31 protein-coding genes are annotated in these 25,836 nt (G+C 60.8%); 7 read left to right on the top strand and 24 right to left on the bottom strand.

Features of this window, described 5'->3' with window-relative positions; translation table 11 throughout:
- Positions 1 to 45 precede the first annotated feature (45 nt).
- The 9 genes from rpsJ to ACXYL9_RS05820 form a co-directional block, all read right to left on the bottom strand.
- Complete coding sequence (gene rpsJ / locus ACXYL9_RS05860; protein ID WP_285976862.1) at positions 46 to 357, bottom strand: 30S ribosomal protein S10; 312 nt, start codon at positions 355 to 357, stop codon at positions 46 to 48.
- 233 nt (positions 358 to 590) lie between these two features.
- A complete protein-coding gene (locus ACXYL9_RS05855) occupies positions 591 to 1,331 on the bottom strand; it encodes an FkbM family methyltransferase (RefSeq protein WP_459038648.1) in 741 nt (246 codons plus the stop codon).
- A 105-nt stretch (positions 1,332 to 1,436) separates the two neighbouring features.
- Positions 1,437 to 2,627, bottom strand: coding sequence for an elongation factor Tu (tuf, locus tag ACXYL9_RS05850; protein WP_459038647.1), 1,191 nt, complete (start codon positions 2,625 to 2,627; stop codon positions 1,437 to 1,439).
- A gap of 92 nt (positions 2,628 to 2,719) precedes the next feature.
- Entirely contained in the window at positions 2,720 to 4,813 is a 2,094-nt protein-coding gene (fusA, locus tag ACXYL9_RS05845; protein ID WP_459038646.1) for an elongation factor G, read from the bottom strand.
- A 117-nt stretch (positions 4,814 to 4,930) separates the two neighbouring features.
- Complete coding sequence (gene rpsG / locus ACXYL9_RS05840) at positions 4,931 to 5,401, bottom strand: 30S ribosomal protein S7 (RefSeq protein WP_459038645.1); 471 nt, start codon at positions 5,399 to 5,401, stop codon at positions 4,931 to 4,933.
- 68 nt (positions 5,402 to 5,469) lie between these two features.
- A complete protein-coding gene (gene rpsL, locus ACXYL9_RS05835) occupies positions 5,470 to 5,841 on the bottom strand; it encodes a 30S ribosomal protein S12 (protein WP_006831873.1) in 372 nt (123 codons plus the stop codon).
- Between the two features lie 329 nt (positions 5,842 to 6,170).
- Entirely contained in the window at positions 6,171 to 6,746 is a 576-nt protein-coding gene (locus tag ACXYL9_RS05830; RefSeq protein ID WP_459038644.1) for a hypothetical protein, read from the bottom strand.
- Positions 6,747 to 7,076, bottom strand: coding sequence for a hypothetical protein (locus ACXYL9_RS05825; protein ID WP_459038643.1), 330 nt, complete (start codon positions 7,074 to 7,076; stop codon positions 6,747 to 6,749).
- Position 7,077: 1 nt separating this feature from the next.
- Complete coding sequence (locus ACXYL9_RS05820; RefSeq protein WP_459038642.1) at positions 7,078 to 8,577, bottom strand: hypothetical protein; 1,500 nt, start codon at positions 8,575 to 8,577, stop codon at positions 7,078 to 7,080.
- A 368-nt stretch (positions 8,578 to 8,945) separates the two neighbouring features.
- Between ACXYL9_RS05820 and ACXYL9_RS05815 the strand changes: the two genes are divergently transcribed.
- Positions 8,946 to 9,560 (top strand): GNAT family N-acetyltransferase, encoded by a 615-nt coding sequence (locus ACXYL9_RS05815; protein WP_459038641.1) that lies wholly within the window; start codon positions 8,946 to 8,948, stop codon positions 9,558 to 9,560.
- Positions 9,561 to 9,674: 114 nt separating this feature from the next.
- Here the strand turns inward: ACXYL9_RS05815 and ACXYL9_RS05810 are convergent, their stop codons facing one another.
- The 7 genes from ACXYL9_RS05810 to ACXYL9_RS05780 form a co-directional block, all read right to left on the bottom strand.
- Positions 9,675 to 10,466 carry a LysR family transcriptional regulator gene (locus tag ACXYL9_RS05810; protein WP_459038640.1) on the bottom strand — a complete coding sequence of 264 codons (792 nt, stop codon included), beginning with the start codon at positions 10,464 to 10,466 and terminating at the stop codon, positions 9,675 to 9,677.
- A gap of 70 nt (positions 10,467 to 10,536) precedes the next feature.
- Positions 10,537 to 10,938 carry a Co2+/Mg2+ efflux protein ApaG gene (apaG, locus tag ACXYL9_RS05805; RefSeq protein WP_459038639.1) on the bottom strand — a complete coding sequence of 134 codons (402 nt, stop codon included), beginning with the start codon at positions 10,936 to 10,938 and terminating at the stop codon, positions 10,537 to 10,539.
- A gap of 113 nt (positions 10,939 to 11,051) precedes the next feature.
- Positions 11,052 to 11,666, bottom strand: coding sequence for a 2-hydroxychromene-2-carboxylate isomerase (locus ACXYL9_RS05800; RefSeq protein ID WP_459038638.1), 615 nt, complete (start codon positions 11,664 to 11,666; stop codon positions 11,052 to 11,054).
- 12 nt (positions 11,667 to 11,678) lie between these two features.
- A complete protein-coding gene (locus tag ACXYL9_RS05795; protein ID WP_459038637.1) occupies positions 11,679 to 12,884 on the bottom strand; it encodes a trans-sulfuration enzyme family protein in 1,206 nt (401 codons plus the stop codon).
- A gap of 129 nt (positions 12,885 to 13,013) precedes the next feature.
- Complete coding sequence (locus tag ACXYL9_RS05790; RefSeq protein WP_459038636.1) at positions 13,014 to 13,235, bottom strand: hypothetical protein; 222 nt, start codon at positions 13,233 to 13,235, stop codon at positions 13,014 to 13,016.
- A gap of 253 nt (positions 13,236 to 13,488) precedes the next feature.
- Positions 13,489 to 13,704, bottom strand: coding sequence for a hypothetical protein (locus tag ACXYL9_RS05785; RefSeq protein WP_459038635.1), 216 nt, complete (start codon positions 13,702 to 13,704; stop codon positions 13,489 to 13,491).
- A gap of 161 nt (positions 13,705 to 13,865) precedes the next feature.
- Positions 13,866 to 14,078 carry a hypothetical protein gene (locus ACXYL9_RS05780; protein ID WP_459038634.1) on the bottom strand — a complete coding sequence of 71 codons (213 nt, stop codon included), beginning with the start codon at positions 14,076 to 14,078 and terminating at the stop codon, positions 13,866 to 13,868.
- A 159-nt stretch (positions 14,079 to 14,237) separates the two neighbouring features.
- On the opposite strand from ACXYL9_RS05780, the gene ACXYL9_RS05775 reads away from it, so the two are divergent.
- On the top strand, positions 14,238 to 15,512 hold the full coding sequence (locus ACXYL9_RS05775) for a phospholipid carrier-dependent glycosyltransferase (protein WP_459038633.1): 1,275 nt from the start codon (positions 14,238 to 14,240) through the stop codon (positions 15,510 to 15,512).
- Here ACXYL9_RS05775 and ACXYL9_RS05770 read toward each other — a convergent pair.
- From ACXYL9_RS05770 to ACXYL9_RS05740, 7 genes are all read right to left on the bottom strand, one after another.
- Positions 15,509 to 16,597, bottom strand: coding sequence for a glycosyltransferase (locus tag ACXYL9_RS05770; protein WP_459038632.1), 1,089 nt, complete (start codon positions 16,595 to 16,597; stop codon positions 15,509 to 15,511). The two genes, ACXYL9_RS05775 and ACXYL9_RS05770, sit on opposite strands and share 4 nt — an antisense overlap.
- 14 nt (positions 16,598 to 16,611) lie before the next feature.
- Positions 16,612 to 17,670 carry a 3-isopropylmalate dehydrogenase gene (leuB, locus tag ACXYL9_RS05765; RefSeq protein WP_459038631.1) on the bottom strand — a complete coding sequence of 353 codons (1,059 nt, stop codon included), beginning with the start codon at positions 17,668 to 17,670 and terminating at the stop codon, positions 16,612 to 16,614.
- Between the two features lie 18 nt (positions 17,671 to 17,688).
- A complete protein-coding gene (recO, locus tag ACXYL9_RS05760; RefSeq protein ID WP_459038630.1) occupies positions 17,689 to 18,285 on the bottom strand; it encodes a DNA repair protein RecO in 597 nt (198 codons plus the stop codon).
- Positions 18,286 to 18,324: 39 nt separating this feature from the next.
- On the bottom strand, positions 18,325 to 18,588 hold the full coding sequence (locus tag ACXYL9_RS05755; protein ID WP_459038629.1) for a hypothetical protein: 264 nt from the start codon (positions 18,586 to 18,588) through the stop codon (positions 18,325 to 18,327).
- A 97-nt stretch (positions 18,589 to 18,685) separates the two neighbouring features.
- The gene (locus ACXYL9_RS05750) at positions 18,686 to 18,937 is read right to left on the bottom strand and encodes an accessory factor UbiK family protein (protein ID WP_459038628.1); all 252 of its coding nucleotides are present in this window, start codon (positions 18,935 to 18,937) and stop codon (positions 18,686 to 18,688) included.
- A gap of 40 nt (positions 18,938 to 18,977) precedes the next feature.
- Positions 18,978 to 19,535 (bottom strand): TspO/MBR family protein, encoded by a 558-nt coding sequence (locus ACXYL9_RS05745; protein WP_459038627.1) that lies wholly within the window; start codon positions 19,533 to 19,535, stop codon positions 18,978 to 18,980.
- 97 nt (positions 19,536 to 19,632) lie between these two features.
- Complete coding sequence (locus ACXYL9_RS05740; RefSeq protein ID WP_459038626.1) at positions 19,633 to 20,373, bottom strand: TlyA family RNA methyltransferase; 741 nt, start codon at positions 20,371 to 20,373, stop codon at positions 19,633 to 19,635.
- 80 nt (positions 20,374 to 20,453) lie between these two features.
- Here ACXYL9_RS05740 and ACXYL9_RS05735 point away from each other — a divergent pair, with 80 nt between their 5' ends.
- From ACXYL9_RS05735 to trhO, 3 genes are all read left to right on the top strand, one after another.
- The gene (locus ACXYL9_RS05735; RefSeq protein WP_459038625.1) at positions 20,454 to 21,005 is read left to right on the top strand and encodes a hypothetical protein; all 552 of its coding nucleotides are present in this window, start codon (positions 20,454 to 20,456) and stop codon (positions 21,003 to 21,005) included.
- A 442-nt stretch (positions 21,006 to 21,447) separates the two neighbouring features.
- Complete coding sequence (locus tag ACXYL9_RS05730; RefSeq protein ID WP_459038624.1) at positions 21,448 to 22,536, top strand: branched-chain amino acid aminotransferase; 1,089 nt, start codon at positions 21,448 to 21,450, stop codon at positions 22,534 to 22,536.
- 2 nt (positions 22,537 to 22,538) lie between these two features.
- A complete protein-coding gene (gene trhO / locus ACXYL9_RS05725; RefSeq protein ID WP_459038623.1) occupies positions 22,539 to 23,486 on the top strand; it encodes an oxygen-dependent tRNA uridine(34) hydroxylase TrhO in 948 nt (315 codons plus the stop codon).
- Here trhO and ACXYL9_RS05720 read toward each other — a convergent pair.
- Entirely contained in the window at positions 23,483 to 24,385 is a 903-nt protein-coding gene (locus ACXYL9_RS05720; RefSeq protein WP_459038622.1) for a LysR family transcriptional regulator, read from the bottom strand. The two genes, trhO and ACXYL9_RS05720, sit on opposite strands and share 4 nt — an antisense overlap.
- 108 nt (positions 24,386 to 24,493) lie before the next feature.
- Between ACXYL9_RS05720 and ACXYL9_RS05715 the strand changes: the two genes are divergently transcribed.
- Together ACXYL9_RS05715 and ACXYL9_RS05710 are read left to right on the top strand one after the other, a co-directional pair.
- Entirely contained in the window at positions 24,494 to 25,207 is a 714-nt protein-coding gene (locus tag ACXYL9_RS05715) for a pirin family protein (protein ID WP_459038621.1), read from the top strand.
- Positions 25,208 to 25,229: 22 nt separating this feature from the next.
- Positions 25,230 to 25,823 carry an FMN-dependent NADH-azoreductase gene (locus ACXYL9_RS05710; RefSeq protein ID WP_459038620.1) on the top strand — a complete coding sequence of 198 codons (594 nt, stop codon included), beginning with the start codon at positions 25,230 to 25,232 and terminating at the stop codon, positions 25,821 to 25,823.
- Positions 25,824 to 25,836 lie beyond the last annotated feature (13 nt).

The following is a 25,836-nucleotide window of genomic DNA, read 5'->3' as shown; positions in this document are numbered from 1 at the left end:
CCGGCAGATTTAAGGTCCGAACCGGTGGACCGAAACCAGCTGCGCCTAGGCGAGCTTGATTTCCACGTTTACGCCCGCGGCCAGGTCAAGCTTCATCAGCGCGTCGACCGTCTGGGCGTTGGGCTGCACGATGTCGAGCAGCCGCTTGTAGGTGCGCACCTCGAACTGCTCGCGCGACTTCTTGTCGACGTGCGGGCCGCGGTTCACGGTGAACTTCTCGATACGCGTCGGCATGGGAATGGGGCCACGAATAAGCGCGCCGGTCCGACGAGCAGTTTCTGCGATTTCGCCAGTTGCCTGGTCGAGAACGCGGTGGTCGAACGCCTTGAGGCGAATGCGGATATTCTGAGCTTCCATAACCTACACCGATGCGAAAGAGCCAAAAATTGCCGGATCGTCAGGTCTCCCCGCCGCCCCGGCCCTTCTAATCTAAATCTTCCGTCCCATAGCTTGCGCCTGACCGTGTCTCTTAATCGAGGGGCCAAACCGAACCAACGGGTTGGAAAACTTGCCAGCAATGAAGCTGGCTTGGGCGCGCCTATACGGGCCCATGTGATTCTGGGCAACCCCCAAAATCCTACCTTGTCCCCTTAGACGGGCGCGCGCAGGAAACAGGCGTCGAAATAGACCAGCTCGCTCTCAGGGCTAAAATACTGGTCACGGGTACCTGCAAAGCAGAACCCGAGGCCGGTCAGGCTCTCATACAGCGAGGCAAAGCTTGGTTGCCCCTCGTAAAGTGGAGACTGGCACACTTCAAGCACCACCCCGGTCGCCTTTCGGAAGGTTTGCGTCCCACCGGCGATCACGCGATCCTCGAAGCCTTGAACATCCATCTTGATGATCAGTGGCCCGTGCAGGCGATCCCCCTGCCCCGCATACCAGGCATCAAGCGTCTGCTGCTCGACAACTTCCATGACCGTTTCTGCCAGCCGGGGAAACAGTTCGACGGCTTCTTCGGTCTGCGCGCGCAAGGAGGACGATGATGGCGAGCCGGTGTTGTATTTCATCTCTACCTGGCCAGCGCTGTCGCCCAGCGCAAGTTGGTGAGCGTGGATGCGGTGGTGTCTGTCAGCCACGCGAGCGAGGCGAGCAAAATTGGCAGGGTGAGGCTCGAAACAGTGAATTTGGGCGTCCGGAAACGATGGCAAGATTTCACGCTCGGCGAGTTCGCCGCCGCAGGCTCCGATGTCGAGCACGGTCTGAGGCGCGAGACGGGTCATGCCGTTCCAGCCATCACCCTGCGACTTGCCCGAAAGAGCGCGGCTGGCTTTTGCCAGCAGCTTGCTCGAGTCGTGCCGAAGCCGACCCGTTATCTTCTTAACAATACTCATTTTCGCACCGCTAACAGCCGCTTTGAAAATGTCTAGCGGATGACATGAAAACGCCCCCTCCCGTTTCCGGGAGAGGGCGCTTCAAACGCTTGAGCGTGTTTCAGATCAGACGGTGATCTTCGAAACCACGCCCGAGCCGACGGTGCGGCCGCCTTCGCGGATTGCGAAGCGCAGACCTTCGTCCATGGCGATCGGTGCGATCAGCTTGACGTTGATCGTCACGTTGTCGCCCGGCATCACCATTTCGGTGCCTTCGGGAAGGATCACTTCGCCGGTCACGTCGGTGGTGCGGAAGTAGAACTGCGGACGGTAGTTGGCGAAGAACGGCGTGTGACGGCCGCCTTCGTCCTTCGACAGAACGTAGACTTCGGCGCTGAACTCGGTGTGCGGCGTGACCGAACCCGGCTTGGCCAAGACCTGGCCACGCTCGACGTCCTCACGTGCAACACCGCGGATCAGGGCACCGATGTTGTCACCAGCTTCGCCGCGATCGAGCAGCTTGCGGAACATTTCGACGCCGGTAACGGTCGTCTTGGTGGTGTCCTTGATGCCGACAATTTCGCATTCGTCGCCAACGTTGACGATGCCGGTTTCGACACGGCCGGTAACAACGGTACCACGACCCGAGATCGAGAACACGTCCTCGATCGGCATCAGGAACGGCTTGTCGACCGGACGATCGGGCTGCGGGATGTGCTCGTCGACAGCCTTCATCAGTTCGATGATCGAGTTCTTGCCGATTTCGTCATCGCGACCTTCGAGAGCGGCCAGAGCCGAACCCTTGACGATCGGAATGTTGTCGCCGTCAAAATCATACTCGCTGAGCAGTTCGCGAACTTCGAGTTCGACCAGCTCGAGCAGTTCTTCGTCGTCGACCTGGTCAACCTTGTTCAGGTAAACGACCAGTGCCGGAACGCCGACCTGACGCGAAAGCAGGATGTGCTCGCGGGTCTGCGGCATGGGGCCGTCAGCAGCGTTCACAACCAGGATCGCGCCGTCCATCTGGGCAGCACCGGTGATCATGTTCTTCACATAGTCGGCGTGGCCCGGGCAATCGACGTGCGCATAGTGGCGCGCTTCGGTTTCGTACTCGACGTGCGCGGTCGAGATGGTGATGCCGCGCTCGCGCTCTTCGGGAGCCTTATCGATGTTTGCGAAGTCGACTGCTGCGCCGCCGTAAACTTCAGCCATCACCTTGGTGATAGCTGCGGTCAGCGTGGTCTTGCCGTGGTCAACGTGACCAATGGTGCCGACGTTGCAGTGCGGCTTGTTGCGCTCGAATTTTTCCTTAGCCATTTTAAAAATAACCTCTGCTTGAAAATGAATCCCTGCGGGAGAGGGTGCGGCACCCGCTGAATCAGGCGCCGCCCCTAGACCTATCGCTCGCCTTAGGCAAGCTTCTCCTTGACTTCCTGCGCGACGCTGGCCGGCACTTCGTCATAGTGGCTGAACTGCATCGTGTACTGCGCGCGTCCTTGCGTGAACGAGCGCAGTTCATTGACGTAGCCGAACATGTTGGCGAGCGGGACGAAAGCCTCGACCGCCTGCGCGTTGCCGCGCGTGTCCGTGCCCTGGATCTGACCACGACGGCTGTTGAGATCGCCGATGACGTCGCCGAGGTAATCCTCGGGAGTCACGACCTCGACCTTCATGATCGGTTCCAGCAGCTTGATGCCGGCCCGGTCGGCCGCTTCGCGCATGGCGCCGCGTCCGGTGATCTCGAACGCCACCGTGCTCGAGTCGACGTCATGGTATTTGCCGTCGATCAGGCGGATGGTGAAGTCGATGATCGGGAAGCCGACCAGATAGCCGCTCTCGGCCTGCTCGCGCATGCCCTTTTCGACCGACGGGATATATTCGCGCGGGATGTTGCCGCCCTTGATCTCGTCTTCGAAAATGATGCCCTGGCCGCGTTCACCCGGGGTGACGACGACCTTGGCTTCACCGAACTGGCCCGAACCACCCGACTGCTTCTTGTGGGTGTAGGTCACTTCGACTTCGCGGGCGAGCGATTCGCGATACGCCACCTGCGGCGCGCCGACATTCGCTTCGACCTTGAATTCGCGCTTCATGCGATCGACCAGGATGTCGAGGTGAAGCTCGCCCATGCCCTTGATGATCGTCTGGCCCGATTCGTGATCGGTGGTGACGCGGAAGCTGGGATCCTCGGCAGCCAGGCGATTGAGCGCAACGCCCATCTTTTCCTGGTCGGCCTTGGTCTTGGGCTCCACCGAAAGCTCGATCACGGGATCGGGGAATTCCATCCGTTCGAGAATGATCGGGTGCGCCATGTCACACAGCGTATCGCCCGTGGTGGTGTCCTTCATCCCGGCAATCGCGACGATATCGCCGGCAAATGCCTCATCGATGTCTTCGCGGTTGTTGGAATGCATCAGCAGCATACGGCCGATCTTTTCCTTCTTGTCCTTCACCGAGTTCAGGACCTGGCCCTTGCCGAGCTTGCCCGAATAGATGCGGGTAAAGGTCAGCGAGCCCACGAACGGATCGTTCATGATCTTGAACGCCAGCGCGCTGAACGGCGCATCATCGCTGGATTCGCGCGTTTCTTCGGTGTCGCTGTCGGGCAGCACGCCCTTGATCGCCGGAACGTCGAGCGGCGAAGGCATGTAGTCGACCACGGCGTCGAGCAGGGGCTGGACGCCCTTGTTCTTGAACGCCGAGCCGCACAGCACCGGAACGAACGAACGCTCCATCGTGCCCTTGCGGATCAGCTTCTTGAGCGTTGCCGCATCGGGGATGTTGCCTTCGAGATAGCTTTCCATCACGTCATCGTCCTGCTCGACGACTTTCTCGATCAGGAGCTCGCGATATTCGGCAGCCTTGTCGGCGAGGTCGGCGGGGATATCGACATATTTGAAGTCGGCGCCCAGCCCGTCATTTTCCCACACGATGCCGCGATTGTTGACGAGGTCGACCACGCCCTGGAGGTCGCTTTCCGCGCCGATCGGGAGATACAGCACCAGCGGGGTGGCGCCGAGACGGTCGATGATCGACTGCACACAGTAATAGAAATCAGCACCGGTCCGGTCGAGCTTGTTGATGAAGCACATCCGCGGAACGCCGTACTTGTCGGCCTGGCGCCAGACGGTTTCGGACTGCGGTTCGACACCGGCAACGCCGTCGAACACGGCAACCGCGCCGTCGAGCACGCGCAAGCTGCGTTCGACTTCAATGGTGAAGTCGACGTGCCCGGGGGTGTCGATGATGTTGATGCGGTGCTTGGGGCCTTCGCCGTCTTCAGCCGACCAGAAGGTGGTCGTGGCTGCCGAGGTGATGGTGATGCCGCGTTCCTGCTCCTGCTCCATCCAGTCCATCGTCGCGGCACCATCGTGCACTTCGCCGATCTTGTAGGACTTGCCGGTGTAGTAGAGGATACGCTCGGTGGTGGTCGTCTTGCCGGCATCGATGTGGGCCATGATGCCGATATTACGATAGCGCTCCAGCGGATAATCGCGGGCCATGTGTAATTCCTTAAAGCGTCTTGCGGAGGCCGCCGGGGTGCGGTCAGGCCTTCATATAGTGACGATTGTGACGGCAGGAAGACGGGACACAGCCCGGCCCCTGCCGTGATCACAATCTTACCAGCGGTAGTGCGAGAAGGCGCGGTTGGCTTCGGCCATCCGGTGCGCGTCTTCACGCTTCTTGACCGCGTTGCCGCGGTTGTTGGCGGCATCCATCAGCTCACCCGACAGGCGCGCTGCCATGGTGGTTTCAGGGCGACCGCGAGCGGCGCTGATCATCCAGCGGATGGCGAGCGCCTGGGCACGTTCGGGGCGAACCTCGACCGGCACCTGGTAGGTCGCACCACCGACACGGCGGCTGCGGACTTCGACCTGCGGCTTGATGTTTTCGAGCGCGGTGTGGAACACCTCGACCGGGTTCGCCTTGGCCTTGGCTTCGACGGTGTCGAGAGCCGAGTAGACGATACCTTCGGCGACGGCTTTCTTGCCGTCGAGCATGAGGTTGTTCATGAACTTCGACAATACCTGATCCCCGAACTTGGGATCGGGCAGGATTTCGCGCTTTTCTGGGCGACGACGACGTGACATTTTGCAAACTCCTTCGGAGCAAATTCTTGAAGGACCAGCTTCCGGCTAAGGGGCCGAAAGCGCGGCCATTATTTCGGCCGCTTGGCGCCGTACTTGGAACGGCTCTGCTTGCGGTCCTTGACACCCTGCGTATCGAGCACGCCGCGCAGGACGTGATAACGCACGCCCGGAAGGTCGCGCACACGGCCGCCGCGGATGAGCACGACGGAGTGCTCCTGCAGGTTGTGGCCTTCGCCCGGGATGTAGGAGATGACTTCGCGCTGGTTGGTCAGGCGAACCTTGGCCACCTTGCGCAGTGCCGAGTTCGGCTTCTTCGGCGTCGTCGTATAGACGCGCGTGCAAACACCGCGCTTCTGCGGGTTCTGTTCCATCGCAGGGACCTTGGACTTGGCCTTCTGCGGAACGCGGCCCTTGCGGACCAGCTGGTTGATCGTCGGCATAGATGTCTTTCTCTTCACCGTGTGGAGGTGCCACTGGGCCGGATGGAGAAAGCTGCGGGACCGTGCGCTGCGCCAGGGCGATGCCGCAAGGCACCGCGGGGCGGACAATTCGCACGAGCCTGAAACACTCCACCCGGTACGAGCACCGGGTTACTTTGACGGCTGCCCCCGGACACGCGGCTTGTGGGCCATGTGCTCCAATAGAAAAGAGCCTCGGTGCAATCGCACCAGGCCCCGGGACCGACCGGCAATGTTCAGCTCTATTGACCGTGACCGACGCTAACGCCTGCCGTGGTTGGGTGCGCCATTAGGGGAGTGCGGGGTTTGGGTCAAGATGAGTTGGGATGATAGCGGTATTCTTGTTTCCGAATTTCAACTCGCACCTCATATTCAATTTCCAAGGCGTGTGCCTTCAATTCCTTCAGAGCATCAACCTGAGTATGCCGCTTTTTACATCGCCCGGCTCGAGCGAATCCTGACAATAAAAGATCCCAACTTTGTTCGCTATCGTACTGCTTACCAAACGCCTTCTCTTCCCAGTGTTCACCATGGCAATACGCTGAGTTATTCGTTTCGGAAAGCGCTCGGGCCAAGCCATCATGAGCTACGTTTAAATTCAGTTCAAAAATGTCCAATGAAATTGCTTGCTCAGCATCACCGGGAAAGGCCAGTATCTGCGCTGGCAAATTCAATACAAAAGTGACAAATTCTTCGAGCTGCGTTTCAATGCGCCCTCTGTGACGATCCCAAATCTCTTTCTGAAAACCTTCAGTGCGAATATCATCCGCTAATTGATTCGCATGCTTACGATTTAGCCAATTCCACCACAAGTTGCCGCCAAAAGCGGCAGCGGTAACGACCCACCCCACAATGTGTGGAGCACCGATTCCCCCTGGTTCAGACACCTAGTTTATCGGAAACTCGCGGTCAGTCAAAATGGCAGATAGACCACGATCAAATTGTCGCTTCACTAAATCAGTTGATTTTACATGGTAGTGACTAAAAAATGCCTCTCTGGAAGAGCCCAAAGCTTTGACGCTCGCACTTAATAAACCTTGGATAAAGGATGGACTTAATCCATAGATATGGTCTGGAACTTCAATCTCGACGATTGAATCGCACTTATCTAGCTCATCTAATTTAAAGAGTTCACGCGCAGCTAGGCCGCGTTCGTGGCCACTCAAATTATGAACTCGGCCTTTGGTCAAGACTTCAAAGTTAATCGACACACTCATCTCACTCTGCATCCTCAGCCACAAAAAGCTGCGCATCCAAGGTAAACCCAGCGCTCACTAACGTGCCCGCGAAATGGTGAGGCAAATCAAACGCCGTGCTATTATCTGGGGGGCGTGTGGGATCATTCCAAGGGTTGCACCACTGCACTCGCTTCCCGCTAGGGTCCCGCGCCCCTAGCAGATTCGGGTGCCGAAGTCGAATGCAAGATTTTCCGGACACGATCGTCATTCGTACGTCCGCACCGCTCTGAGACGCGGCCCCCAAGTCTGACACAAACTCCAGCACATCTTGGAGTCCAGTCCCACCGCGTCCAGCGGCGCTTGCATCAGCGTTTGAGGTGATAGCGTCCTGTAAAGCAAGAACCGTCAAAAGGGTTCCGCGACTTGGCCCGCGTCTCCCAAATTGGTCAACGTATCTCGCCGCAGGTTTAAGAAGGCTCTTTGGTGCGCGCTCCATTGATTGCGCAATAGATTGCCCCACGTTTAAGAATGCAAGGTAGCAACGGAGTATCGGATCACCATGCTCATCTCGGCGGAGCGCCATAAAAGCCGTCATCGACCAATCGCCATCGAGAGAGTCTGGCAAGCTATGGCGTTCCGCGTTGTCCAAGAGTTCGCCACTCATTCTGGCGATAAGTGATTTGCCCTCATCGGATAGTTCCCATGCGGCCCCCCCATTGTTTGCGGCGACTTGATTTGCGACCTCTAACCACTCATCAATAAGTTCACATAGCTGATCAGCGACCTTCTCTCGATCTTGAGGTTGCAAGTTTGCAGTAGGCGACGAAGTCGTGTTTCTGGGACGTCGATGCTTGACTGGGAAGGCCCAAACATCGCTGTGGTCTCGCACCCCCCCCAAACCGAGCCCCAGTTCTTGGTCCACGTGTATTGCGCTAAGAACTTTTTGAACAGCACGAGACATGCGACCGCCAGCAAAAACCTTGGATAGCTGCGGCCATATCTCAGCAAAAACTAAATAGGCGCCAACATCTTCACATTGTGTATCTGAAAAGTCTAAAAATGCTCTGACTTCTTCTCGCTCAGCAAGTGAAATCCTTCTAAACTCGTTAATCGTTTCGATAGGGTTATCTAGAAAGTTCAATTTTCCAACTTTTACCCTGTTTGGTTCACGTCGGAAGTTTCTAGAAACGATTGGCTTCCAAAGTGCTGGCCGATCCGGGTCAAGCTGGTCTAGCAGTGGAGAGTCTATTCGACACCGTACGAGTTCACCGAGGGGGATTGCCCAAGAACGCTTTCTTGAAAACTCCTTCTTGAGAAGCCGGGCGCGTTCTCTCGCAAAGCGATTTGCTGCGAGCCTTTGTTGACGTAAAGGACTTCTGGCGCCCGCAACTTTACGTATTCTTTGACGACATCTTGCCATTGCACGACGAATTGCAGCCTCAACGACATCTTCTTCTCCGGCTGCAACGTGGAGTAACTCGCGGCGACCTCGCTGAAGCCTCTTTATGCCGGCAATTTCATCTTTATCTTTCTTTCGCACACCACTCCCTAACTTTTTACGACGACTTTTCAAGTAGATCAGAGATTGTTCACCCCAAAATCTTGTTTGACTGCTTTCCTACTCCGCAGCTTCTTGATCTAGGCCCCAAAGCGCCGGGTGCGACGGGTGGGTGACTGCCCCGTCTTCGACTTCCGAGTCGCTGTGCGCCATGCGGCTCGGCGGCGCTTGAGGCTGAACATATGACTCCACACCCTTTCCCTGCTCTCCACCGCGCGTCGCAGCATGATCGCGCGATGTGCGCGGTGTCGTCGCCTTCCACCCCCACCCCCATTTCTGCCCCCAGGACCGTGTTCCCTGTGTTCCATCCTGTAGGACTCATCGCCGCCAAACCTGCTATGGCCATGGGGATGAGCGTACCTGCTGCCCCCTCCCCGCCCGCTTCGCAGCGGGTCATTCACACCGCGTTGAAGGACGGGACGCCCGTGTGCATCCGCACCTTGCACGCAGGGGACGAGGCGCGGCTGAGGGCCGGGATCGAGCGGATGAGCCCGCGTTCGCGGTACCTGCGCTTCTTCTCCGGTGCGCGGACGCCGCCGGACTGGGTGATCGACCGGCTGCTCGACGCAGACGGGGACAAGCACCTGGCCTGGGGCGCGCTGTCGCTGGACGAGGAGGATCACCCGGCGATGGGCGCGGTCCATGCCTTTCGCGATGCCGAGCATCCGGACTGCGCCGAGTTCTCGGTCGCCATCCTCGACGAATGGCACGGGCGCGGCCTCGGCAAGCTGCTGACCGCCACCATCCTGCTCGACGCGAAAGCCGAGGGGATCGAGGAATTCCGCGCCGACACCTTGTCCGAAAACGCCAGCGCGATCGACTTCGTCCACCTGCTCGGCGGCCGCGCCTCGGGCCACGACGGCGCCACCCGCAGCTATGTCCTCGACGTGGAAGAAGCGATCAGCCGCCTGCGCGCCGAAAGCGATCCCCCCGGCATCGCCGAAGTTTTCAAGGCCTTCGCATGATATTGCGTGAGAACCGGTCCGCAGGACCGCAAGGGCGACCGCCCGCCCGCAGCAGCCCGACTGAAAGGAGGAATTGCAGCGAGGACGCACCCACGGAGGTGGGTGCGCAAACCATCAACGCGTCAGGAATTCCACCAGCGCCTTGACCTTCTTCTGCCGCCACTGCGGCAGCGGGGCGACCAGCCAGTATGCACGGCGGCCCTCGTCCGGGCCTTCGAGTACCTCGACCTTGCCGCCCTCGATGCTTTCCTCGACCAGCAGGTAGGGGAGCACGGCCTTGCCCAGCCCCGCCGTCGCGCTGCTGAGCGCCTGTCCGGCATTGCCGACGCTGACTGTGGCCTCGACCCCGTCCGGCAGCGGCGCGCCGGGCCAGTCGATCCAGTCCTCGCCGTCATAGCCGGGCTGCGCGATGACCACGCGGCGGGCCGGGGCCAGTTCGACGCCCTCCAGCTCGCCCGGACCGTCGACCAGCCGGATCGCGACATCGAGATTGGCCTCGGTAAAGTCGGCGTTCTCGTTCTCGACCAGCTGGTAGCGCACTCCCGGGCTCTCCGCGCGGAACGCGGCGAGCCGGTGGCTGAGCCACTGGGCATAGAATTCGCGAGGGGCAGCGATGGTGTAGCGGTCGGACGCCTGGCCCGCCTGCATGTTCTGCACGCTCTCCTCGAACTTGAGGAAACCTTCGCGCAAGGGTTCAAGACCCGCGCAGCCTTCTTCGGTCAGTTCGAGCCCCTTGCTGGTGCGGCGAAACAGCACCGTGCCAAGGTGATCCTCCAGCGCACGGATCTGTTGGCCGACCGCCGCCGGGGTCACCGCCAGCTCGTCCGCCGCGCGGGTAAAGGACAGGTGCCGCGCAGCCGCGTCGTAAACGCGCAGGGCATTGAGAGGGAGATGGGTCCGCTTCATTGTGCGGGAGGATTTAGAGGGGCGCGGCCTTTACCGCAACTGCGAAGAAAGAGCTGCCTGTCCCGCGGCGCTAGCGTTCGGCGGTTTCCGGAGCGGCAAGCGGGAAAAACGGGATGCGCACTTCCAACGGGGAACCATCCTCGCGGTGGAAGGTATAGAACCCTTCCATCGATCCGTAAGGCGTTTCGAGCGGGCAGCCCGAGACATAGTCATGGCTCTGCCCCGGCTTGAGCACAGGTTGTTCGCCCACCACCCCGTCACCATCGACATGGCTGACCAGTTCCTGCGCGTCGGTAATGCGCCAGTGACGGCTGATGAGCTGGACCCGCTCGTTCGAGTGATTCTCGATCCGGATATGATAGACCCAGAACCACTTGCCCGCACTCGGCCTGCTCTGTTCGGGCAAGAAATTGGCCGTGACACGGACGGTGATATCGTCGGTGGTGGCAGCGTGCTGGAATAGCTCTTTCATAACATAATTGAAGGTAAACGCCCGTTCGCGCTCTGCAAGGGGGAAGACAGCCTATTTATCCACCTGTTGCCGAAAGGTCAGCTTCGCCAGGCGAAGCTGTCGAACCCGCGCGGTCAAACGGAAGCCAGCATCTCCTCGATCTGGCTGAGCCGTTCCTTGCCGAAGAACATCTCCTCGCCTGCGCCGATATCGACAAAGAAGGTGGGAATGCCGAAGGCTCCACGATCGATGGCCGATTGCGTGTTGTCGACCAACTGCTGCTTGATGGCGGAATCCTGTGTTTTTGCCAATAGGTCCGCCGCGTCGAAACCGGCGTCCGACAATCTCTCTGCCAAAGGGCCAGGCTCGTCGATCGCCACGCCGTCTTCCCACAGGGCCGGCAGGAGGGTCTCGACAAGCTTCACACGCTCCTCGCCATCGACTGCCACCAGCATGCGCTGCAAAGTCACCGAGTTGAACGGGAACTGCGGGTGCAGCTTATATCTATCGAGGCCGTACTTCTCGATGAAACGACGCATTTCCAGCATCGCATATTCGATTTTGCCCTTCACATCCTTGTCGCGGATCATTGGCGGCGCATTGCCGGTCAACCTGTGCATTCCGCCAAGAAAAACCGGTGTCACAATCAGCTCAGCTCCGGTGCGAGCGAGGATGTCGCGCAGAGGATACCAGGACAAGTAGCCGTTCGGACTCACGAAATCGAAGATCAGTTCAACCTTACCGGTCATGCGCGCTTCTCCCTAGAATCCTGCCGCCGACAATGCGCGGTCGAGATCCTCCTTCACGTCCTCGATATCCTCGAGCCCGACATTGATGCGAAGAAGGCCCTCGGTCACGCCCATTTCGGCCCGTGCATCTTCGCCCATTGCGGCGTGGGTAGTGCTAGCCGGATGACACATCAGGCTGCGGGCATCCCCGATATTGTTCGAGATATCGACCAGTTGCAGCGCATCGAGCACGGCAAATGCAGCAGCGCGATTGCCCACATCGAAAGCGAAAATCGGCCCCGTCGCGCGCATCTGCCGCGCGGCCAGCGCATGCTGCGGATGACTGGGCAATCCAGGATGGAGCATCTTCGGCACTCGCGGCTCGATCATCTTGCCGAGCGCCACCGCATTCTCACTTTGTCGCACGGCGCGCAGGTCCAGCGTTTCGAGCCCCTTCAACACCACCCAGGCATTGAAGGGCGAGCAATTGGGCCCGGTATTGCGCTGGAACGGTAGCAACACTTCCTCGATCCATTGCTCGGTGCCGCAGACAGCGCCAGCCAGCACCCGCCCCTGCCCATCCATCAGCTTGGTGGCGCTATATGCGATCACGTCTGCTCCGAAATCGAGCGGCTTTTGCAGGGCGCTGGTGGCAAAGGCGTTGTCGACGACTGTAGTGATGCCGTGCGCTCGGGCGAGATCGCAGACGTGGCGCAAATCGACTACGTCGAGAGTCGGATTGGCAGGGGTCTCGAAGAAGAACACCTTTGTGTTGGGGCGGATTGCCGCTTCCCACTGGTCGTTGTCAGCGCTGTCTATGACGCTCGTTTCGATGCCGAAGCGTGGGCACAGATGGTCAACCAGCCACCTGCACGAGCCAAAGGCGGCCCGCGCTGCAACCACGTGATCGCCGGCCGAAAGCTGGCACAGCAGAGCGGCGGTCATTGCCGCCATACCGCTGGCCTGCGCCCGGCACGCCTCGGCTCCCTCCATCAGAGCGATCCGCTCCTCCAGCATGGCGACGGTCGGATTCTGCAGACGCGAGTAGGTCATGCCATCGGCCTCGCCGGCGAACCGGTCGGCCACGGTCTGTGCATCGTCGTAGGTGTAGCCCGAAGTGAGGAACAAGGCCTCGCTGGTTTCGCCGTGTTCGCTGCGCCAGGTTCCACCGCGTATGGCCTGGGTCGCGGGTCGCCAGTTCTGTGTAATCGAGCGATCGGTGCCGGTGGTTTTCTTCATGCGCGCTTGCTTAAGCGAGCTTGGCCGATGCGTCCAAGATTTTGCTGCAAGGACGGTGCGGCTGAACGAAAAAGGTGCGGTGGTGTTGTTCGCACCGCCGCCCTTCTTGTAGCTGTGAAAGCCGCGCTCTTACGCGCTGACGGGATCTTCATCATCGTCGGCGATGATGATGATGCCGGCGATGACTGCAGCAGCCGCGAGAATCCCGATGAGGATGCCGCTGTTGCCTTCGAGTTCGCTAGCCGATTCGACAGGTGCCGATACCCGATCGGCAGAAACCGCCGAAGCGCCGACCGGCGCAAGGGCAGCGCCCATAGCGGCGACACTGAGGGCGATAGTTTTCAATTTCATGTAATATTCTCCGTGATTTCTGTCGTCATCCAGCGGACCCTAGCGACACATCCCATCTACAAGCAAGAGGGAAGGAAGCTTTTATCCAAGGCCATGCCTAGCACGCGCGATTCAGGGTCGATTGTATGAATACGACGAAAATGAAGGCATTCGTCAGTCTGCGCTGCAAACGCGATAGGGCGAGTTGAGGCGTGCAAACGAAAACGGAGCCCTGCTTGGGGCTCCGTTTGTAGTGTTCGCGAATAGCGTCCTATCAGGGGCTGACGGGTTCATCATCGTCGGTCAGCAACAAAGCCGCCATTCCGGCACCGGCAAGAGCCAGAATGATGAATACCGGGGTGACTTGGCCGCCCAGTTCGCTTTCTTCGCTGATCGGAGCGCCGACAGGCGCAATCGCCTGCGCAGCGATCGGAGTTGCTGCCAGGCCGGTGGCCGCCACTGCGAGCATGAGTTTCTTCGTAATCTGCATTATTCAATTCCCTTCAAATCACAAAACATTGACGTCTGGAAGCAAGGAGAGTTCCCTGAATCCCCAGATAAATCAAAAAGGTACGGTAAAGCGTGTCGGCCGAGCGATATATTTTGCAAGTGCGAGGATGCAAGACCATCATTGCTCGCTGAATGGATGAGCTATTCCTCTTCTGGCTCGACCATCATCAACGCCAGACCCAGTCCGGCAAGCGTTGCGACCGCTGCTGCGGCGCGAGCTTCGGAATCATTGATCTCCTGCGATTGATCGAGGGTAGCAGGCTGAGCACCGCGTTTGACCGTTTGCGCCGCAAGTGGCAGCGCTACAACACTCATCGCGGCGAAGAAGATCGTGATTCTCTTCGCATATTCCACTGAATTCATCCTTGAACAGATTTGCCTGATTTACGCCAAATCCCGTGATTTGTTCCCCTGCCAGCCGCAAAGAACCATGGAAAATGCGGCAGTCCGCACCATTCCGTCGACCGACACAGCCTTGCAGGGCTTTGGACAGCGCTATAACGCTGGCAGACGATGCATGCGTCGCACGAACGATCAACCGATCCACTGCCGGCGACGCTGGCGATAAGCTGGATATTTCTGGCTCTAAGCCTTTGGCACCTGGCCACCCCGTCGATCGCTTATTTTGATGAGGTGCACTACCTACCCGCCGCCCGCGACATGCTGGCCGGGCGGGATTGGATCAATCTCGAACACCCGCCGCTGGGTAAGATCATCATTGCTGCCGGTATCGCGCTGCTGGGTGATAATCCCTGGGGTTGGCGCATTTTCCCAGCGCTGTTCGGCGCGCTGGCCGTATTCGCCTTTTCAAGGGCCTTATGGGAAGCGAGCCGTCTTCCGTTCGCAGCAATTGCCTTCGCCATCCTGTTGGCAACCGGCTTTTTCACAATCGTCCACGCCAGGATCGCCATGCTAGATGGGATCATGGTCGGCTTCTTCGCGCTGGCGATGTGGCAGATCGCGCGCGCCATTCGTGCCCCTGAAGAAGGGCGCCGCCGGCTCGCCTTCGCCGGATTGGCACTGGGCGCAGCAATGGCGACCAAATGGAACGTTTTGCCCCTGGCCGCTCTGCCCGGCCTCACCTTCTTCGCGGCCCGGATCCAAGCTGGCCGCCGCCGCCTCTTTCTAAGCAAGCGTGGCGCGCCTGTTCCCGGTGTCTCTTTGGTCGAAGCTGCGCTGTGGCTCGGCGCACTGCCCCTGATGGTATATTTCGCGAGCTTCCTGCCAGCATGGCTGATGGAGCATCACCCCTATCAGGACAGGGGACTGCTCGCGATCCAGACTATGATGCTGGACCTGCACCAGAGCGTGAAGGATCCGCATACGTACCAGAGCTCCTGGCAGCAGTGGATCCTAAATCTGCGCGGAATTTGGTACCTCTATGAAGATGTCGACGGAGCATGGCGGGGAGTTTTGCTGATCGGCAATCCATTCACCATGTTAGTCGGCTTGCCAACCCTCGCCTGGTGCGGCTGGATGGCCTGGACCCATCGACGGCCCGATGCGGCGGCGGTTGCGGTACTCTACCTGGTCAGCCTCGGCTTCTGGATTATCGCCGCAAAGCCTGTGCAATTCTATTACCACTACTACCTGCCAAGCTGCTTCCTGCTAGCCGCTCTGGCACTGGCGCTGGACGCGATGAAGCAGCGCGGGCTTGGCTGGCTTAGCTATGGCGTGCTGGTTGCCAGCGGCGCGTTTTTCGCATTCTTTTTCCCGGTGCTGACGGCGGTGGAACTCGAGGCTTCGGGCAGTTTCATAACGTGGGCCTGGATCGACGGCTGGCTTTAGAAACGGCCCCAGACGAACCGGCTGGAGACAGCGTAATTCCAGACCGCACCAACAATGATACCTGCCAGCGCCGCAAGCGGCCACACCAGCCCGCCTGCATGCAACCAGCTCGCCAAAGCAACATTGGCGAGCGCCCCGACCGTGCAAGTCAGGCAGAACCCGGCCCAGCCTCGCGCCAGTGCCACCGGTCCGCGCAGGCGTTGGTCGGCATAGGTCAGCCAGTTATTGAGCCAGAAGTTGAAAGTCATGGCAGCAAAGGTAGCGACCGCCTGGGCCTTCCAGAAGGTGGCGGTCATGCCGGGATAGAGCACCGCCAGCACCGCCATGTGGACCAGCACGCCGATTGCGCCGACAGTCGAGAACAGAGCAAAGCGAGTCGGTACGATCCGGCCCAGGTGCCGCTCGTACAGGCCTACGAGAAACTCGAAAATGATGGCCCGGTCGAGCTTGCTTTCGCCGCCGCGACGATTCGCGAATTCCAAGGGGACTTCGACCACCTGCAAGCGTTCCGGCGAAGCTGACAAGATATCGAGCAGAATCTTAAAGCCGATACCGGCAAGGCTGGGGGCAAGTTCGCGAATGCGCCGGGTTTCAAGCAGGAAATAGCCGCTTAAAGGATCACTCAGTTCAACCCCGGTAACGCGCTGGGCGAGCCGTTTTGCTATGCCTGCGCCCCACTGGCGCCGTGCATTGGCCAGCCCTTCCGCGCTGCCACCAGCAACATAGCGGCTGGCAACCGCGACCTCGGCCGTGCCGCTGCGCACGAGGTCGAGCATCTGCGGCAAGAGTGCCGGGTCGTGTTGGTGATCGGCATCCATTACCGCCACGAAAGGCGCAGCGGTGGCGCAAGCTCCCTCGATCACCGCACTGGCGAGTCCGCGCCGCCCGATCCTTTCGATGACGCGCACGCGGCCGTCGTGACGAGCCAGTTCGCGCGCCGCTTCGGCGGTGCCGTCCAAACTGTTGTCATCGACCAGGATCGCTTCCCAGGCGAGCCCGTCCAGTGCAGCATCGAGCCGCTCAATCAGCGATGGTATATTGTCGCGTTCATTGAGCGTGGGGAGAATGACGGCGAGGTCGAGCATGTTGCCCTCCCCTCCTAAAGCCGTTCGATGACCGCGTCACCGATTTCATCGGTCCTTGCGCTGCCCCCCAGGTCAGCACCAACTATGCCATCTTGAACGCTCGCCGCGACGGCCTGATCGATACGGTCGGCATTGGCAGCATCACCGAAACTGTGGCGCAACATCATCGCCACCGAGGCGATGGCAGCAAGGGGATTGGCCTTGCCGTGCCCGGCGATATCAGGCGCGCTGCCGTGGATCGGTTCGTAGAGACCGAAGGTGCCGTGGTCGGTCTGCCTGTCACCCAGCGATGCAGATGGCAGCAAACCGATTGAACCTACACACATGCTGGCCTGATCGGACAGGATATCGCCAAACAGATTGCCCGTCACGATTACGTCGAACTGGCCCGGCTCGCGCACCATCTGCATGGCGGCATTGTCGACATAGAGGTGATCAAGCGTGACCTCTGGATAGTCTGCGGCCGTCTCTATCATGACGTCGCGCCAAAGTTGGCTGGTCTCGAGGACATTGGCCTTGTCGACGCTGGTCAACCGCTTGCCGCGACCGCTTGCCGCGCGGAAGGCGACATGGGCGATGCGGCGAACCTCGTCTTCGGCATAGGACATGGCGTCCCACCCCTCGCGCCGGCCATCGGTGGTCTGGCGGCGACCCTTGTCGCCGAAATAGACGTCGCCATTGAGCTCGCGCACGATCAGCAGGTCTATCTCTCTGGCGATATTCGGTCGCAAAGCCGAATGCGCTTCGAGGCCTGGCAGCATCCTTGCTGGTCGGAGGTTGGCAAAAAGTCCGAGTTCCTTTCGCAGACCCAGCACCGCCTGTTCGGGACGCAGGTGGCGCTCCAGTGTGTCGCATGACGGATCGCCGACCGCGCCGAACAATACCGCATCGGCCTCACGCGCCATGGTCAGCGTTTCGTCCGGCAGCGGGACGCCATGGCGGCGATAAGCCGTCGCGCCGACATCGCCTTCAAACAGGGTCAGCCTTGGCAAGTCCAGCGCCTCGATTACGCGAATGGCCTCGCCAATTACTTCCGGACCGATCCCGTCACCTGGAAAAACTGCGATTTTCATCAACTTGCCGCCGCTCCTTCAGACCATCTTGCGCAGGCGGTCGAGCAATTGGACGCGCGCCGCCATTGTGTCACCGCGCCGGTCGGCTAGCAAATAGCGCTGCAGGGGATTAGCCAGTTTTTCCATCTCCGCCAAAACCTCGGGTAACTCGGTCGCCGAAGGCTTGATGCCGCCATAGCCAAGTTCGCGCAGCAGCAGGGCCTCGTAGGACAGAAGGCCCTGCGCCCAACCTCGCGCCGAAGGCGCTTGGCAAATTGCCTCAAGAACTGCTGTCAAGGCACTGTAAAGACTAGGGTACGCATTCCGCTCTGGCAAAGAAGCGGCCGTGAGTGCGGTGACCCACTGGATTGCCAGCGCCGGCAGGGGTTCGCCCAGCCACGGTCCACGGCTCTCGACCAGTTCGAGCCGAGCAAAAGGCAATTGGCTGTCGGATTTTGCCCGCAGATCGAGCGCGACGATGTTGCCGGGGATGACCACCGGGCGCAATTGCCGCCCACGTCCCCCTGCGACATAGCCCGCAACCAGACCGGCTTCTTCGGTCAAGAGGCGCGCGATGACGGCCGTTTCTCCGTGAGGACGGGTGGCGAGAATGATGGCGGGTGCGCGCAAATTCATGCGCCGAACCTAGCCTGCCCAGCAATGCAAAGCCATGCGTCAGGCCTTGGCAGGATTGCGCCCGGCATCCTCGCGCAAGGTCTTCTTTGATGCGTCGACCGCAAAGGATTTCGGGCGGCCCATCGACCAGTTGGCTTGCATCCGCACCTCTGGATTGGGCGCGCACCAGATTTCACCGGTGCCATTGATCGCGGTGACCCACAGGAGGTTATGTTCGGGGCCGTAATCTATGACGGCGAGCGCCTGGCCGTCGCCCTTCCCGAGGACATGGAGAGGAATTGCGGGATCGAGTTGCGTGAACATGGCGGCAAACCTTTCACGCCCCGAACGGGCATCGGGCCGAGCCGTTCCACAATTAGAACGATGTCAGCTCGGGCCACCGGGCCCCGAACAGCTTCGCCTAGCGGTCGGCGTGCTTGGCTTCGAGCGCCTCGACGCGCTTCTTCAGCGCCTCGTTCTCTTCGCGGGCTTTGGCAGCCATGGCCTTGACGGTATCGAATTCTTCGCGCGCGACGAAATCGATCCCGCCCATCGCCTCGCGCACACGTTCGCGCGCACTTTCACGCGCCTCGCGGGTCATCCCGGCAAAGGTACCGGCGGCTCCGTTCACGAGCTTGACGAAATCGGCGATCATGGGGTTCTGGGACTGCATCAGCGCTATGTGGTCTCGCGCTCGCGCGATGGCAAGCCCATTAAAACTGGAACTCCTGAACCGCACCATTGCCCTCGGAAAGGCCACTGGCATCCGGGTTGAGCTGTAGGAACTGCGCATTTAGCGCGGTCGCAAAGCCAATCCAGGCCAGATACGGGAGCATCAACAAAGCGGCGAGCCTGCGCACCCGCCAGAACAGCGCGACGGTGAGCAGCGCGGCGATATCGAGCGCGATGATCACGCCCAGCGCCCAGTCAATGTGCTGAAGCGCGAAAAACACCGGGCTCCAGACAAGGTTGAGCAGTAACTGGACCACGAAGGCGATGATTGCTGCCGTCCGGCCTTTCGCCCCCCAGGCGGCCAGCACCAGCGCCAGCGCCAAACCCATCAGCACATAGAGAATTGGCCAAACGATGCCGAATACATAGGACGGTGGATTGATGGCCGGCATGGTTAGCCCGGCATACCAGGCGTTGCTCGGCCCGCCCGGAGTGAATTGCTGCACCAGGAAGGAGACGAGCAGCACTGCGGGGACGGCGAACAAGGCCCAGCGCAGGAAACTCGCGCGTAACTGCGCTTTCGATGCAAGCGTGCTCATTCTGCCTCTCTATCAACGAATCCGTGCGGTCGTCGCAAGGCGTTGTTTGCCGAGCGTTGGTCAGCATAGCAAGCGGCCCCCCTGCCGAGACTACCGGTCATGCCCCGCGATGTGCCGAAATGAGAAATTCGACGTTGCCTTCCGGCCCAGTGATGGGACTCTCGACGATGCCCTGTACCGACCATCCGTCGCTTTCGAGCCAGCCACGCACTTCGTCACAGACGCGAGCGTGCAGTTCCGGGTCGCGCACCACTCCGCCTTTGCCGACTTCTTCCCGCCCTACTTCGAACTGCGGCTTGATCAATGCGACCAGTTGGCAGTCCGGCTCGGCCAGCGCCAGCGGCACTTCGAGGACCTTGGCGAGCCCGATGAAGGACGCATCGCACACCACCCAGTCGTAGCGGTGCGGCAGCATTTCGCGGGTGAGTATCCGCGCGCTGGTCTGTTCAAGCACGGTGACGCGATCATCCTGCCGCAGTTTCCACGAGAGCTGGTTGGTCCCGCTGTCGACCGCGATGACATGGGCCGCGCCATTGGCCAGCAGGACATCGGTGAAACCGCCGGTAGAACTGCCGACATCCATCGCCGTGACCCCGGCCGGATTCAGCCCAAAATGGTCCAGCGCATGGGCCAGCTTGAGCCCGCCGCGGCTGACCCAGGGATGGTCGCGCCCGCGCACTTCCAGCGCCGCATCCTCGCGCATTTGCTGGCCCGGCTTGGCGAGCTTTGTCTCTCCCGAATAGACCAGCCCTGCCATCACCAACGCCTGCGCACGCGTGCGGCTCTCGGCGAGGCCGCGAGCGACGAGCATTTGGTCGAGACGTTGCTTGGAAGCCATTTTCTGCTGGTTGACTGGTATCCGGCTGGAGAGATGCAAAATTCTTGGACCTTTCAGCGGTTAGCGCGCATTGAAGGGGCATGCAAAGCCTACCCCACCCGCTCATGCGATATGCAGCGCTGGCGTCTTTCCTGACGCTCGCCTGTTGCTCGCCCGCCCCTATCGACCGTCCCGCCCCGACCCCGCCGCCGATAGAGCGGCCGGCTCCGGGCCCCGCGCCGACTGTCCAGTCGCCAGATTACGAGAACTTCCTCGACGCGCCACAAACGCCGGGAAATTGGACCTACACGCAGGTCGGACAGCGCAGCACAGCAATGTTTCGCGCCGCCGATGGTTCGTCACCGTTTACCCTCACCTGCGATGGCGGACGGCAGGTCATGCTGGCGCGGCAGGGCGAGGCCAATGGCGCTGTGCCTTTGCGTATCCGTACCGAAACACAAGACCGGATGCTGACTGCACAACCAATTCAGGCGTATACGCCGATGCTGGCGGCGACATTGCAGCCGGGCGACCGTTTGCTTGATGCGATGGCGCTGAGCCGCGGCCGGTTTGCAGTCGAGACCAGCGGCCTTCCCACGCTTTACCTTCCAGCCTGGGCCGAAGTGACCCGCGTCATCGAGGATTGCCGGTAAAGAGAATGCCCCAAAGCAAGCGGTCACGTCAGCCAGTGCCGCTTTGCAACTCCTTGGGGGCGTATTTGGGAAGCAGGTATTCTGACGTGGGAAAACTTTTTTACAAGGCTTGTTTTGTCTGACTCTCTGACTCAGATTGTCACTCGAGTTCGGCGGCGCACGCGGTACTTGGCCCCCGGTGAAACGGCCTGGGTCTAGCTTCATAGCTTGAAAGGAGGTGATCCGATGTCTCATGGTTCAGTAGCGAGGTCGGTGAAGATCCCTACGGAGCATATTCGGTAATTTTCCTGCTGAGTAAGGCTACGTGAGCGGCGCTTCCGACCGCTGACCATGCGAAAGGCGATCCTCCGACGGGCAGGGTCGCCTTTCTCATATCTGGCGACACCAGGTGAACACAGACTCCATCTTGCCCTCAGCGCTCACTCGCTTTACCCGCGCGGGCATGGATTTCGAGCATATCACCCACCCCGCCCCCGTCCCCTCTGACGAACGCGATGCCGCACTGGCCAATCCCGGATTCGGCACGCTGTTCACCGATCACATGGTGACGATCGAATATGACGAGGCGAAAGGCGGCTGGTTTTCTGCCACTCTTGGCCCGCGTGGTCCGATCACTCTCGATCCGGCTGCCAGCGTGCTGCATTACGCGCAGGAAATCTTCGAGGGAATGAAAGCCTATCGCTACGGCGAAGGCGGAGAAGATCTGGCGCTGTTCCGGCCCGAGCAGAACGCCCGCCGCTTCAACAAGAGCGCCGAGCGGATGGCCATGCCATCGCTTCCCGAGGAATTGTTCCTCGAATCGATCCGCCAGCTGGTCGCGGCCGATCGCGCCTGGGTGCCTTCGATCCCGGGCGGTGCTCTGTACCTTCGGCCCTTCATGTTTGCCAGCGAAGCCTTCCTCGGCGTGCGCCCGGCCAAGCAGTACAAGTACATGCTGATCGCCTCGCCCGTGGGCGGATATTTCAAGTCGGGCCACGAGGCGGTGAAGATCTGGGTCAGCCAGGACTATGTCCGCGCGGCGCCTGGTGGAACCGGCGCGGCGAAGACCGGCGGGAATTACGCCGCCAGCCTCGTGCCGCAGGCGCAAGGGATCGCCCATGGCTGCGACCAGGTCGTTTTTCTCGATGCGGTCGAACGCAAGTGGGTCGAGGAACTGGGCGGCATGAACCTGTTCTTCGTCTATGACGACGGCACGGTCATCACCCCGCCGCTGACCGGAACGATCCTGCCCGGCATTACCCGCGACAGCCTGATCGCCTTGTTGCGCGAAGAAGGCCTGACCGTGCGCGAGGAACTCTACAGCCTCGACCAATGGCGCGAAGATGCGACCAATGGCAAATTGGTTGAAACCATGGCCTGCGGCACGGCAGCGGTGGTCACCCCGGTCGGCACCGTGGCCAGTCCGGACGGCGAGTTCACGGTTGGCTCGGGCGGCATCGGCCAGATCACCAGCAAGCTGCGCGAGAGGTTGGTCGGCATCCAGACCGGCAAGGTCGCCGACACCCATGGCTGGGTGATGAGACTGGACTGATCATGGCTGTCGACGCGCCCATAACAGTCGCGGCGCTCTATCAGTTCTCGCGATTCGAAGACCCTTCCGCGCTGCGCGGGCCATTGCTGGCGGCCTGTGAAGAAGCGGGGATCAAGGGCACGCTGCTGCTGGCGCGCGAGGGGATCAACGGGACGATTGCGGGCAGCCACAACGGCGTCGGCTCGGTGCTTGGCACCATTCGCAAGCTGCCGGGATGCGCCAACCTTGCGGTCAAGTTTTCAGGTGCCGACGCGCCGCCGTTCCACCGGATGAAGGTGCGTTTGAAGCGCGAGATCGTGACCATGGGCGAGCCCGAGATTGATCCCAGGCTCTCAGTCGGCCATTATGTCGATCCGCATGACTGGAATGCCCTTATCAGCGATCCCGACACGCTGGTGATCGACACCCGCAACGATTACGAAGTCGCCGCCGGCACCTTCCGCGGCGCGATCGATCCGAAGACCCGAAGCTTCCGCGAATTTCCGGAGTGGTTCCGCGCACACCGCGAAGAATTGCTAGACGGCAAGAAGAAGGTGGCGATGTTCTGCACCGGCGGAATTCGCTGCGAGAAATCGACCAGTTTCCTGCGCCAGGAGGGTATCGAGGATGTCTTCCACCTCAAAGGCGGGATTCTCAAATATCTCGAAGACGTGCCCGCAAGCGAAACGCTGTGGGACGGCGAATGTTTCGTCTTTGACGAGCGGGTGACGGTCAAGCACGGGCTGGAGCTAGGTACTCACGCGCTGTGCCGCGCCTGTCGTCGCCCGGTTAGCGTTAAGGACCAGACCTCACCCGATTATGTCGAGGGTGTGAGTTGCCCGGCCTGCATCAACGAGCGCGACGAAGCGCAGCGCGCCCGGTATCGCGAGCGGCAGCGGCAAGAGGAACTGGCGAGGAAACGCGGCTCGACCCATGTCGGCGCGGAGTTTCCGCCCGAAGGCGAAGACTAGCCCTGGCACTGCGCCAGCCGCTCATGGAAAGTGTCGATCAGCCAGCTGGTTGCCGGACCGGGCCGCGCGTCGCGCCGCCAGATTGCGCTGAGCACGTAAATCGCACCGGGGCTTTCCGGCAGGTCAAGCCTGACCAGCGCGCCGCTGGCGAGATCGTCGGCCACCATAGGGCGCGGCATATTGCCCCAGCCGATCCCTTGCTTGAGCAGAGCGTGCTTGGCCCCAAGGTCGCCGAGCCGCCAGTTGAGCGGGCTAAGTACCGAGAATTCGCGCCCCTCGGTCAGGGTCGAGCGGTCCGTGAGGACGAGTTGGAGGTGCTCGCGGCTTGCGCCTGGAGTGATCTTCGCCTGCGCCAGCGGATGGTCAGGTGCCGCGACGGGGATCAGTTCGACCTCGCCCACCACCTGGCGTTCCAGGTCTACGTGGTCGCCCATCACGGGGCCGCCAATGGCCAGCTGCGCCCGCCCTTCGAGCAGGCAAGCAGCGACCGCCCCAAGCCCCTCGACCTGCAGCCGCAGCGAGACGGTCGGGAACATCTCGCGAAATTCGCGCAGCACGTTGGCGGTGGCTTCGGCGGTCACCATCACGTCGACCACCAGCGAAACCTCGCTTTCCAGCCCGGCATGCAGGCTGCGGGTCTTGGCCAGCAGCGCGTCGGCGCGATCGGTAATCGCGCGCGCTTCGGGTAGCAGCCCGTGCCCGGCATCGGTGAGGACCGGCCTGCGCGAGCCTTCGCGCTCGAACAGCGAAACGCCGAGTTGGGCCTCCATCTGCGCTATGCCGTAGCTGATGGCAGACACGGCGCGGCCCATGCGCCGTGCCGCGCCACCAAAACTACCTTCCTCCTCGACAGCGAGGAAAATCCGCAGCTGGTCGAGGGTCGGTTCACCCACTTTCATCGTTCTGATTTCCTGAACATCTTGGCGCGTTTTATCCTACTGATCCGACCAGCCGACAAGGGCTAATTCCTTCGCATAGACACCCACCCTGCCTTCAGGAGACCTTCGATGATCGAACTTCGACCCTTCTCAAGCCTCGGCTCCGCCAATCACGGCTGGCTCGATGCGCATCATCATTTTTCCTTCGCGAGCTATCATGACGGGGCGCGGGTCAACTGGGGCGCTTTGCGCGTCTGGAACGACGATACCATCGCGGCAGGCACTGGCTTTCCCACCCATCCGCACAGCGACATGGAGATCATCACCTATGTCCGCTCGGGCGCCATCACCCATCGCGACAGCATGGGCAATGAAGGCCGCACCGAAGCCGGCGACGTGCAGGTGATGAGCGCCGGCAACGGCGTGCGCCATTCCGAATTCAACCGTGAAGACGAGTCGACAACGCTGTTCCAGATCTGGATCATTCCCGACGAGCGCGGCGGCGAACCCGGATGGGGCGCGCGCAAGTTTCCCAAGGATGACCGGTCGGGCAGCTTCGTCCCGCTCGCCAGCGGCAGTGCCAATGACGATGATACCCTCCCCATTCGTGCCGATGCCCGCGTGCTCGGCGCGACGGTGAAGGCAGGCGAAAGCGTCGCCTACACCCCCGCGGCCCCTTCGCGTCACATCTACTTGGTCCCCGCCACCGGCGCGGTCAAAGTCGAGGATGGCGAAAAAAGCGTGCAGGCCAATGCCCGTGACGGGGTCGCCATCACCCATTCCGGCACCATCACCATCACTGCCATCGAGGACAGCGAACTGGTCCTCGTCGACGCCGCCTGAACCACTCAACAAGGAGACCCCCATGTCCACCATTCTTCACCTTACCGCTAGCATCCGGCCCGCGGACCAGTCGGTCACCCGCAGTCTTTCAAATACGCTTGTCGAACGGCTGGCGGGGCCGGACACGCGGCTCATCACCCGCGACCTCGCGAAGAACGATTTGCCGTTTGTCGACGAAGCGCGCTTTGCGGCCAATCTGGCGCCGCACAGCGACCGCGACGCGGTGCAGGCGGACCTGGCCGCGATCGCCGATGAACTGATTGAGGAACTACACGCTGCCGATACCATCGTGCTTGGGGTACCGATTTATAATTTCTCGGTCCCTGCCACGGTCAAGGCATGGGCCGACCTGGTCGCCCGCGCGGGGACCACGTTCCACTACACTGCCAATGGTCCCGAGGGGTTGCTGAAAGGCAAGAAAGCCTATCTCGCCGTCGCATCGGGCGGGACACCGGTGGGCAGCGCGATGGACTTCATGACCCCGTGGCTGACCTTCTTCCTTGGCTTCCTCGGCATTACCGATATCGAGATCGTCGCGGCCGATGGCATCATGGGCGAAGGCGGCGAAGAGAAGATCTTGGCCGCCCACGAGCAGGTCCAGAAACTGGCCGCGTGATCGAGCAATCCTT

The sequence above is a fragment of the Qipengyuania sp. CAU 1752 genome (assembly GCF_054482615.1).
The sequence above is the reverse complement of the archived record's forward strand: the minus strand, read 5'-3'. Positions and strand labels throughout refer to the sequence as shown.

What these genes read in the sequence shown, in the direction of transcription:
- rpsJ (WP_285976862.1), bottom strand. Translation starts at nt 357, where the DNA reads ATGGAAGCTCAGAATATCCGCATTCGCCTCAAGGCGTTCGACCACCGC.
- ACXYL9_RS05855 (WP_459038648.1), bottom strand. Translation starts at nt 1,331, where the DNA reads ATGAGTATTGTTAAGAAGATAACGGGTCGGCTTCGGCACGACTCGAGC.
- tuf (WP_459038647.1), bottom strand. Translation starts at nt 2,627, where the DNA reads ATGGCTAAGGAAAAATTCGAGCGCAACAAGCCGCACTGCAACGTCGGC.
- fusA (WP_459038646.1), bottom strand. Translation starts at nt 4,813, where the DNA reads ATGGCCCGCGATTATCCGCTGGAGCGCTATCGTAATATCGGCATCATG.
- rpsG (WP_459038645.1), bottom strand. Translation starts at nt 5,401, where the DNA reads ATGTCACGTCGTCGTCGCCCAGAAAAGCGCGAAATCCTGCCCGATCCC.
- rpsL (WP_006831873.1), bottom strand. Translation starts at nt 5,841, where the DNA reads ATGCCGACGATCAACCAGCTGGTCCGCAAGGGCCGCGTTCCGCAGAAG.
- ACXYL9_RS05825 (WP_459038643.1), bottom strand. Translation starts at nt 7,076, where the DNA reads ATGAGTGTGTCGATTAACTTTGAAGTCTTGACCAAAGGCCGAGTTCAT.
- ACXYL9_RS05815 (WP_459038641.1), top strand. Translation starts at nt 8,946, where the DNA reads ATGAGCGTACCTGCTGCCCCCTCCCCGCCCGCTTCGCAGCGGGTCATT.
- ACXYL9_RS05810 (WP_459038640.1), bottom strand. Translation starts at nt 10,466, where the DNA reads ATGAAGCGGACCCATCTCCCTCTCAATGCCCTGCGCGTTTACGACGCG.
- apaG (WP_459038639.1), bottom strand. Translation starts at nt 10,938, where the DNA reads ATGAAAGAGCTATTCCAGCACGCTGCCACCACCGACGATATCACCGTC.
- ACXYL9_RS05800 (WP_459038638.1), bottom strand. Translation starts at nt 11,666, where the DNA reads ATGACCGGTAAGGTTGAACTGATCTTCGATTTCGTGAGTCCGAACGGC.
- ACXYL9_RS05795 (WP_459038637.1), bottom strand. Translation starts at nt 12,884, where the DNA reads ATGAAGAAAACCACCGGCACCGATCGCTCGATTACACAGAACTGGCGA.
- ACXYL9_RS05790 (WP_459038636.1), bottom strand. Translation starts at nt 13,235, where the DNA reads ATGAAATTGAAAACTATCGCCCTCAGTGTCGCCGCTATGGGCGCTGCC.
- ACXYL9_RS05785 (WP_459038635.1), bottom strand. Translation starts at nt 13,704, where the DNA reads ATGCAGATTACGAAGAAACTCATGCTCGCAGTGGCGGCCACCGGCCTG.
- ACXYL9_RS05775 (WP_459038633.1), top strand. Translation starts at nt 14,238, where the DNA reads ATGCATGCGTCGCACGAACGATCAACCGATCCACTGCCGGCGACGCTG.
- ACXYL9_RS05770 (WP_459038632.1), bottom strand. Translation starts at nt 16,597, where the DNA reads ATGCTCGACCTCGCCGTCATTCTCCCCACGCTCAATGAACGCGACAAT.
- leuB (WP_459038631.1), bottom strand. Translation starts at nt 17,670, where the DNA reads ATGAAAATCGCAGTTTTTCCAGGTGACGGGATCGGTCCGGAAGTAATT.
- recO (WP_459038630.1), bottom strand. Translation starts at nt 18,285, where the DNA reads ATGAATTTGCGCGCACCCGCCATCATTCTCGCCACCCGTCCTCACGGA.
- ACXYL9_RS05755 (WP_459038629.1), bottom strand. Translation starts at nt 18,588, where the DNA reads ATGTTCACGCAACTCGATCCCGCAATTCCTCTCCATGTCCTCGGGAAG.
- ACXYL9_RS05750 (WP_459038628.1), bottom strand. Translation starts at nt 18,937, where the DNA reads ATGCAGTCCCAGAACCCCATGATCGCCGATTTCGTCAAGCTCGTGAAC.
- ACXYL9_RS05745 (WP_459038627.1), bottom strand. Translation starts at nt 19,535, where the DNA reads ATGAGCACGCTTGCATCGAAAGCGCAGTTACGCGCGAGTTTCCTGCGC.
- ACXYL9_RS05740 (WP_459038626.1), bottom strand. Translation starts at nt 20,373, where the DNA reads ATGGCTTCCAAGCAACGTCTCGACCAAATGCTCGTCGCTCGCGGCCTC.
- ACXYL9_RS05735 (WP_459038625.1), top strand. Translation starts at nt 20,454, where the DNA reads ATGCAAAGCCTACCCCACCCGCTCATGCGATATGCAGCGCTGGCGTCT.
- ACXYL9_RS05730 (WP_459038624.1), top strand. Translation starts at nt 21,448, where the DNA reads ATGGATTTCGAGCATATCACCCACCCCGCCCCCGTCCCCTCTGACGAA.
- trhO (WP_459038623.1), top strand. Translation starts at nt 22,539, where the DNA reads ATGGCTGTCGACGCGCCCATAACAGTCGCGGCGCTCTATCAGTTCTCG.
- ACXYL9_RS05720 (WP_459038622.1), bottom strand. Translation starts at nt 24,385, where the DNA reads ATGAAAGTGGGTGAACCGACCCTCGACCAGCTGCGGATTTTCCTCGCT.
- ACXYL9_RS05715 (WP_459038621.1), top strand. Translation starts at nt 24,494, where the DNA reads ATGATCGAACTTCGACCCTTCTCAAGCCTCGGCTCCGCCAATCACGGC.
- ACXYL9_RS05710 (WP_459038620.1), top strand. Translation starts at nt 25,230, where the DNA reads ATGTCCACCATTCTTCACCTTACCGCTAGCATCCGGCCCGCGGACCAG.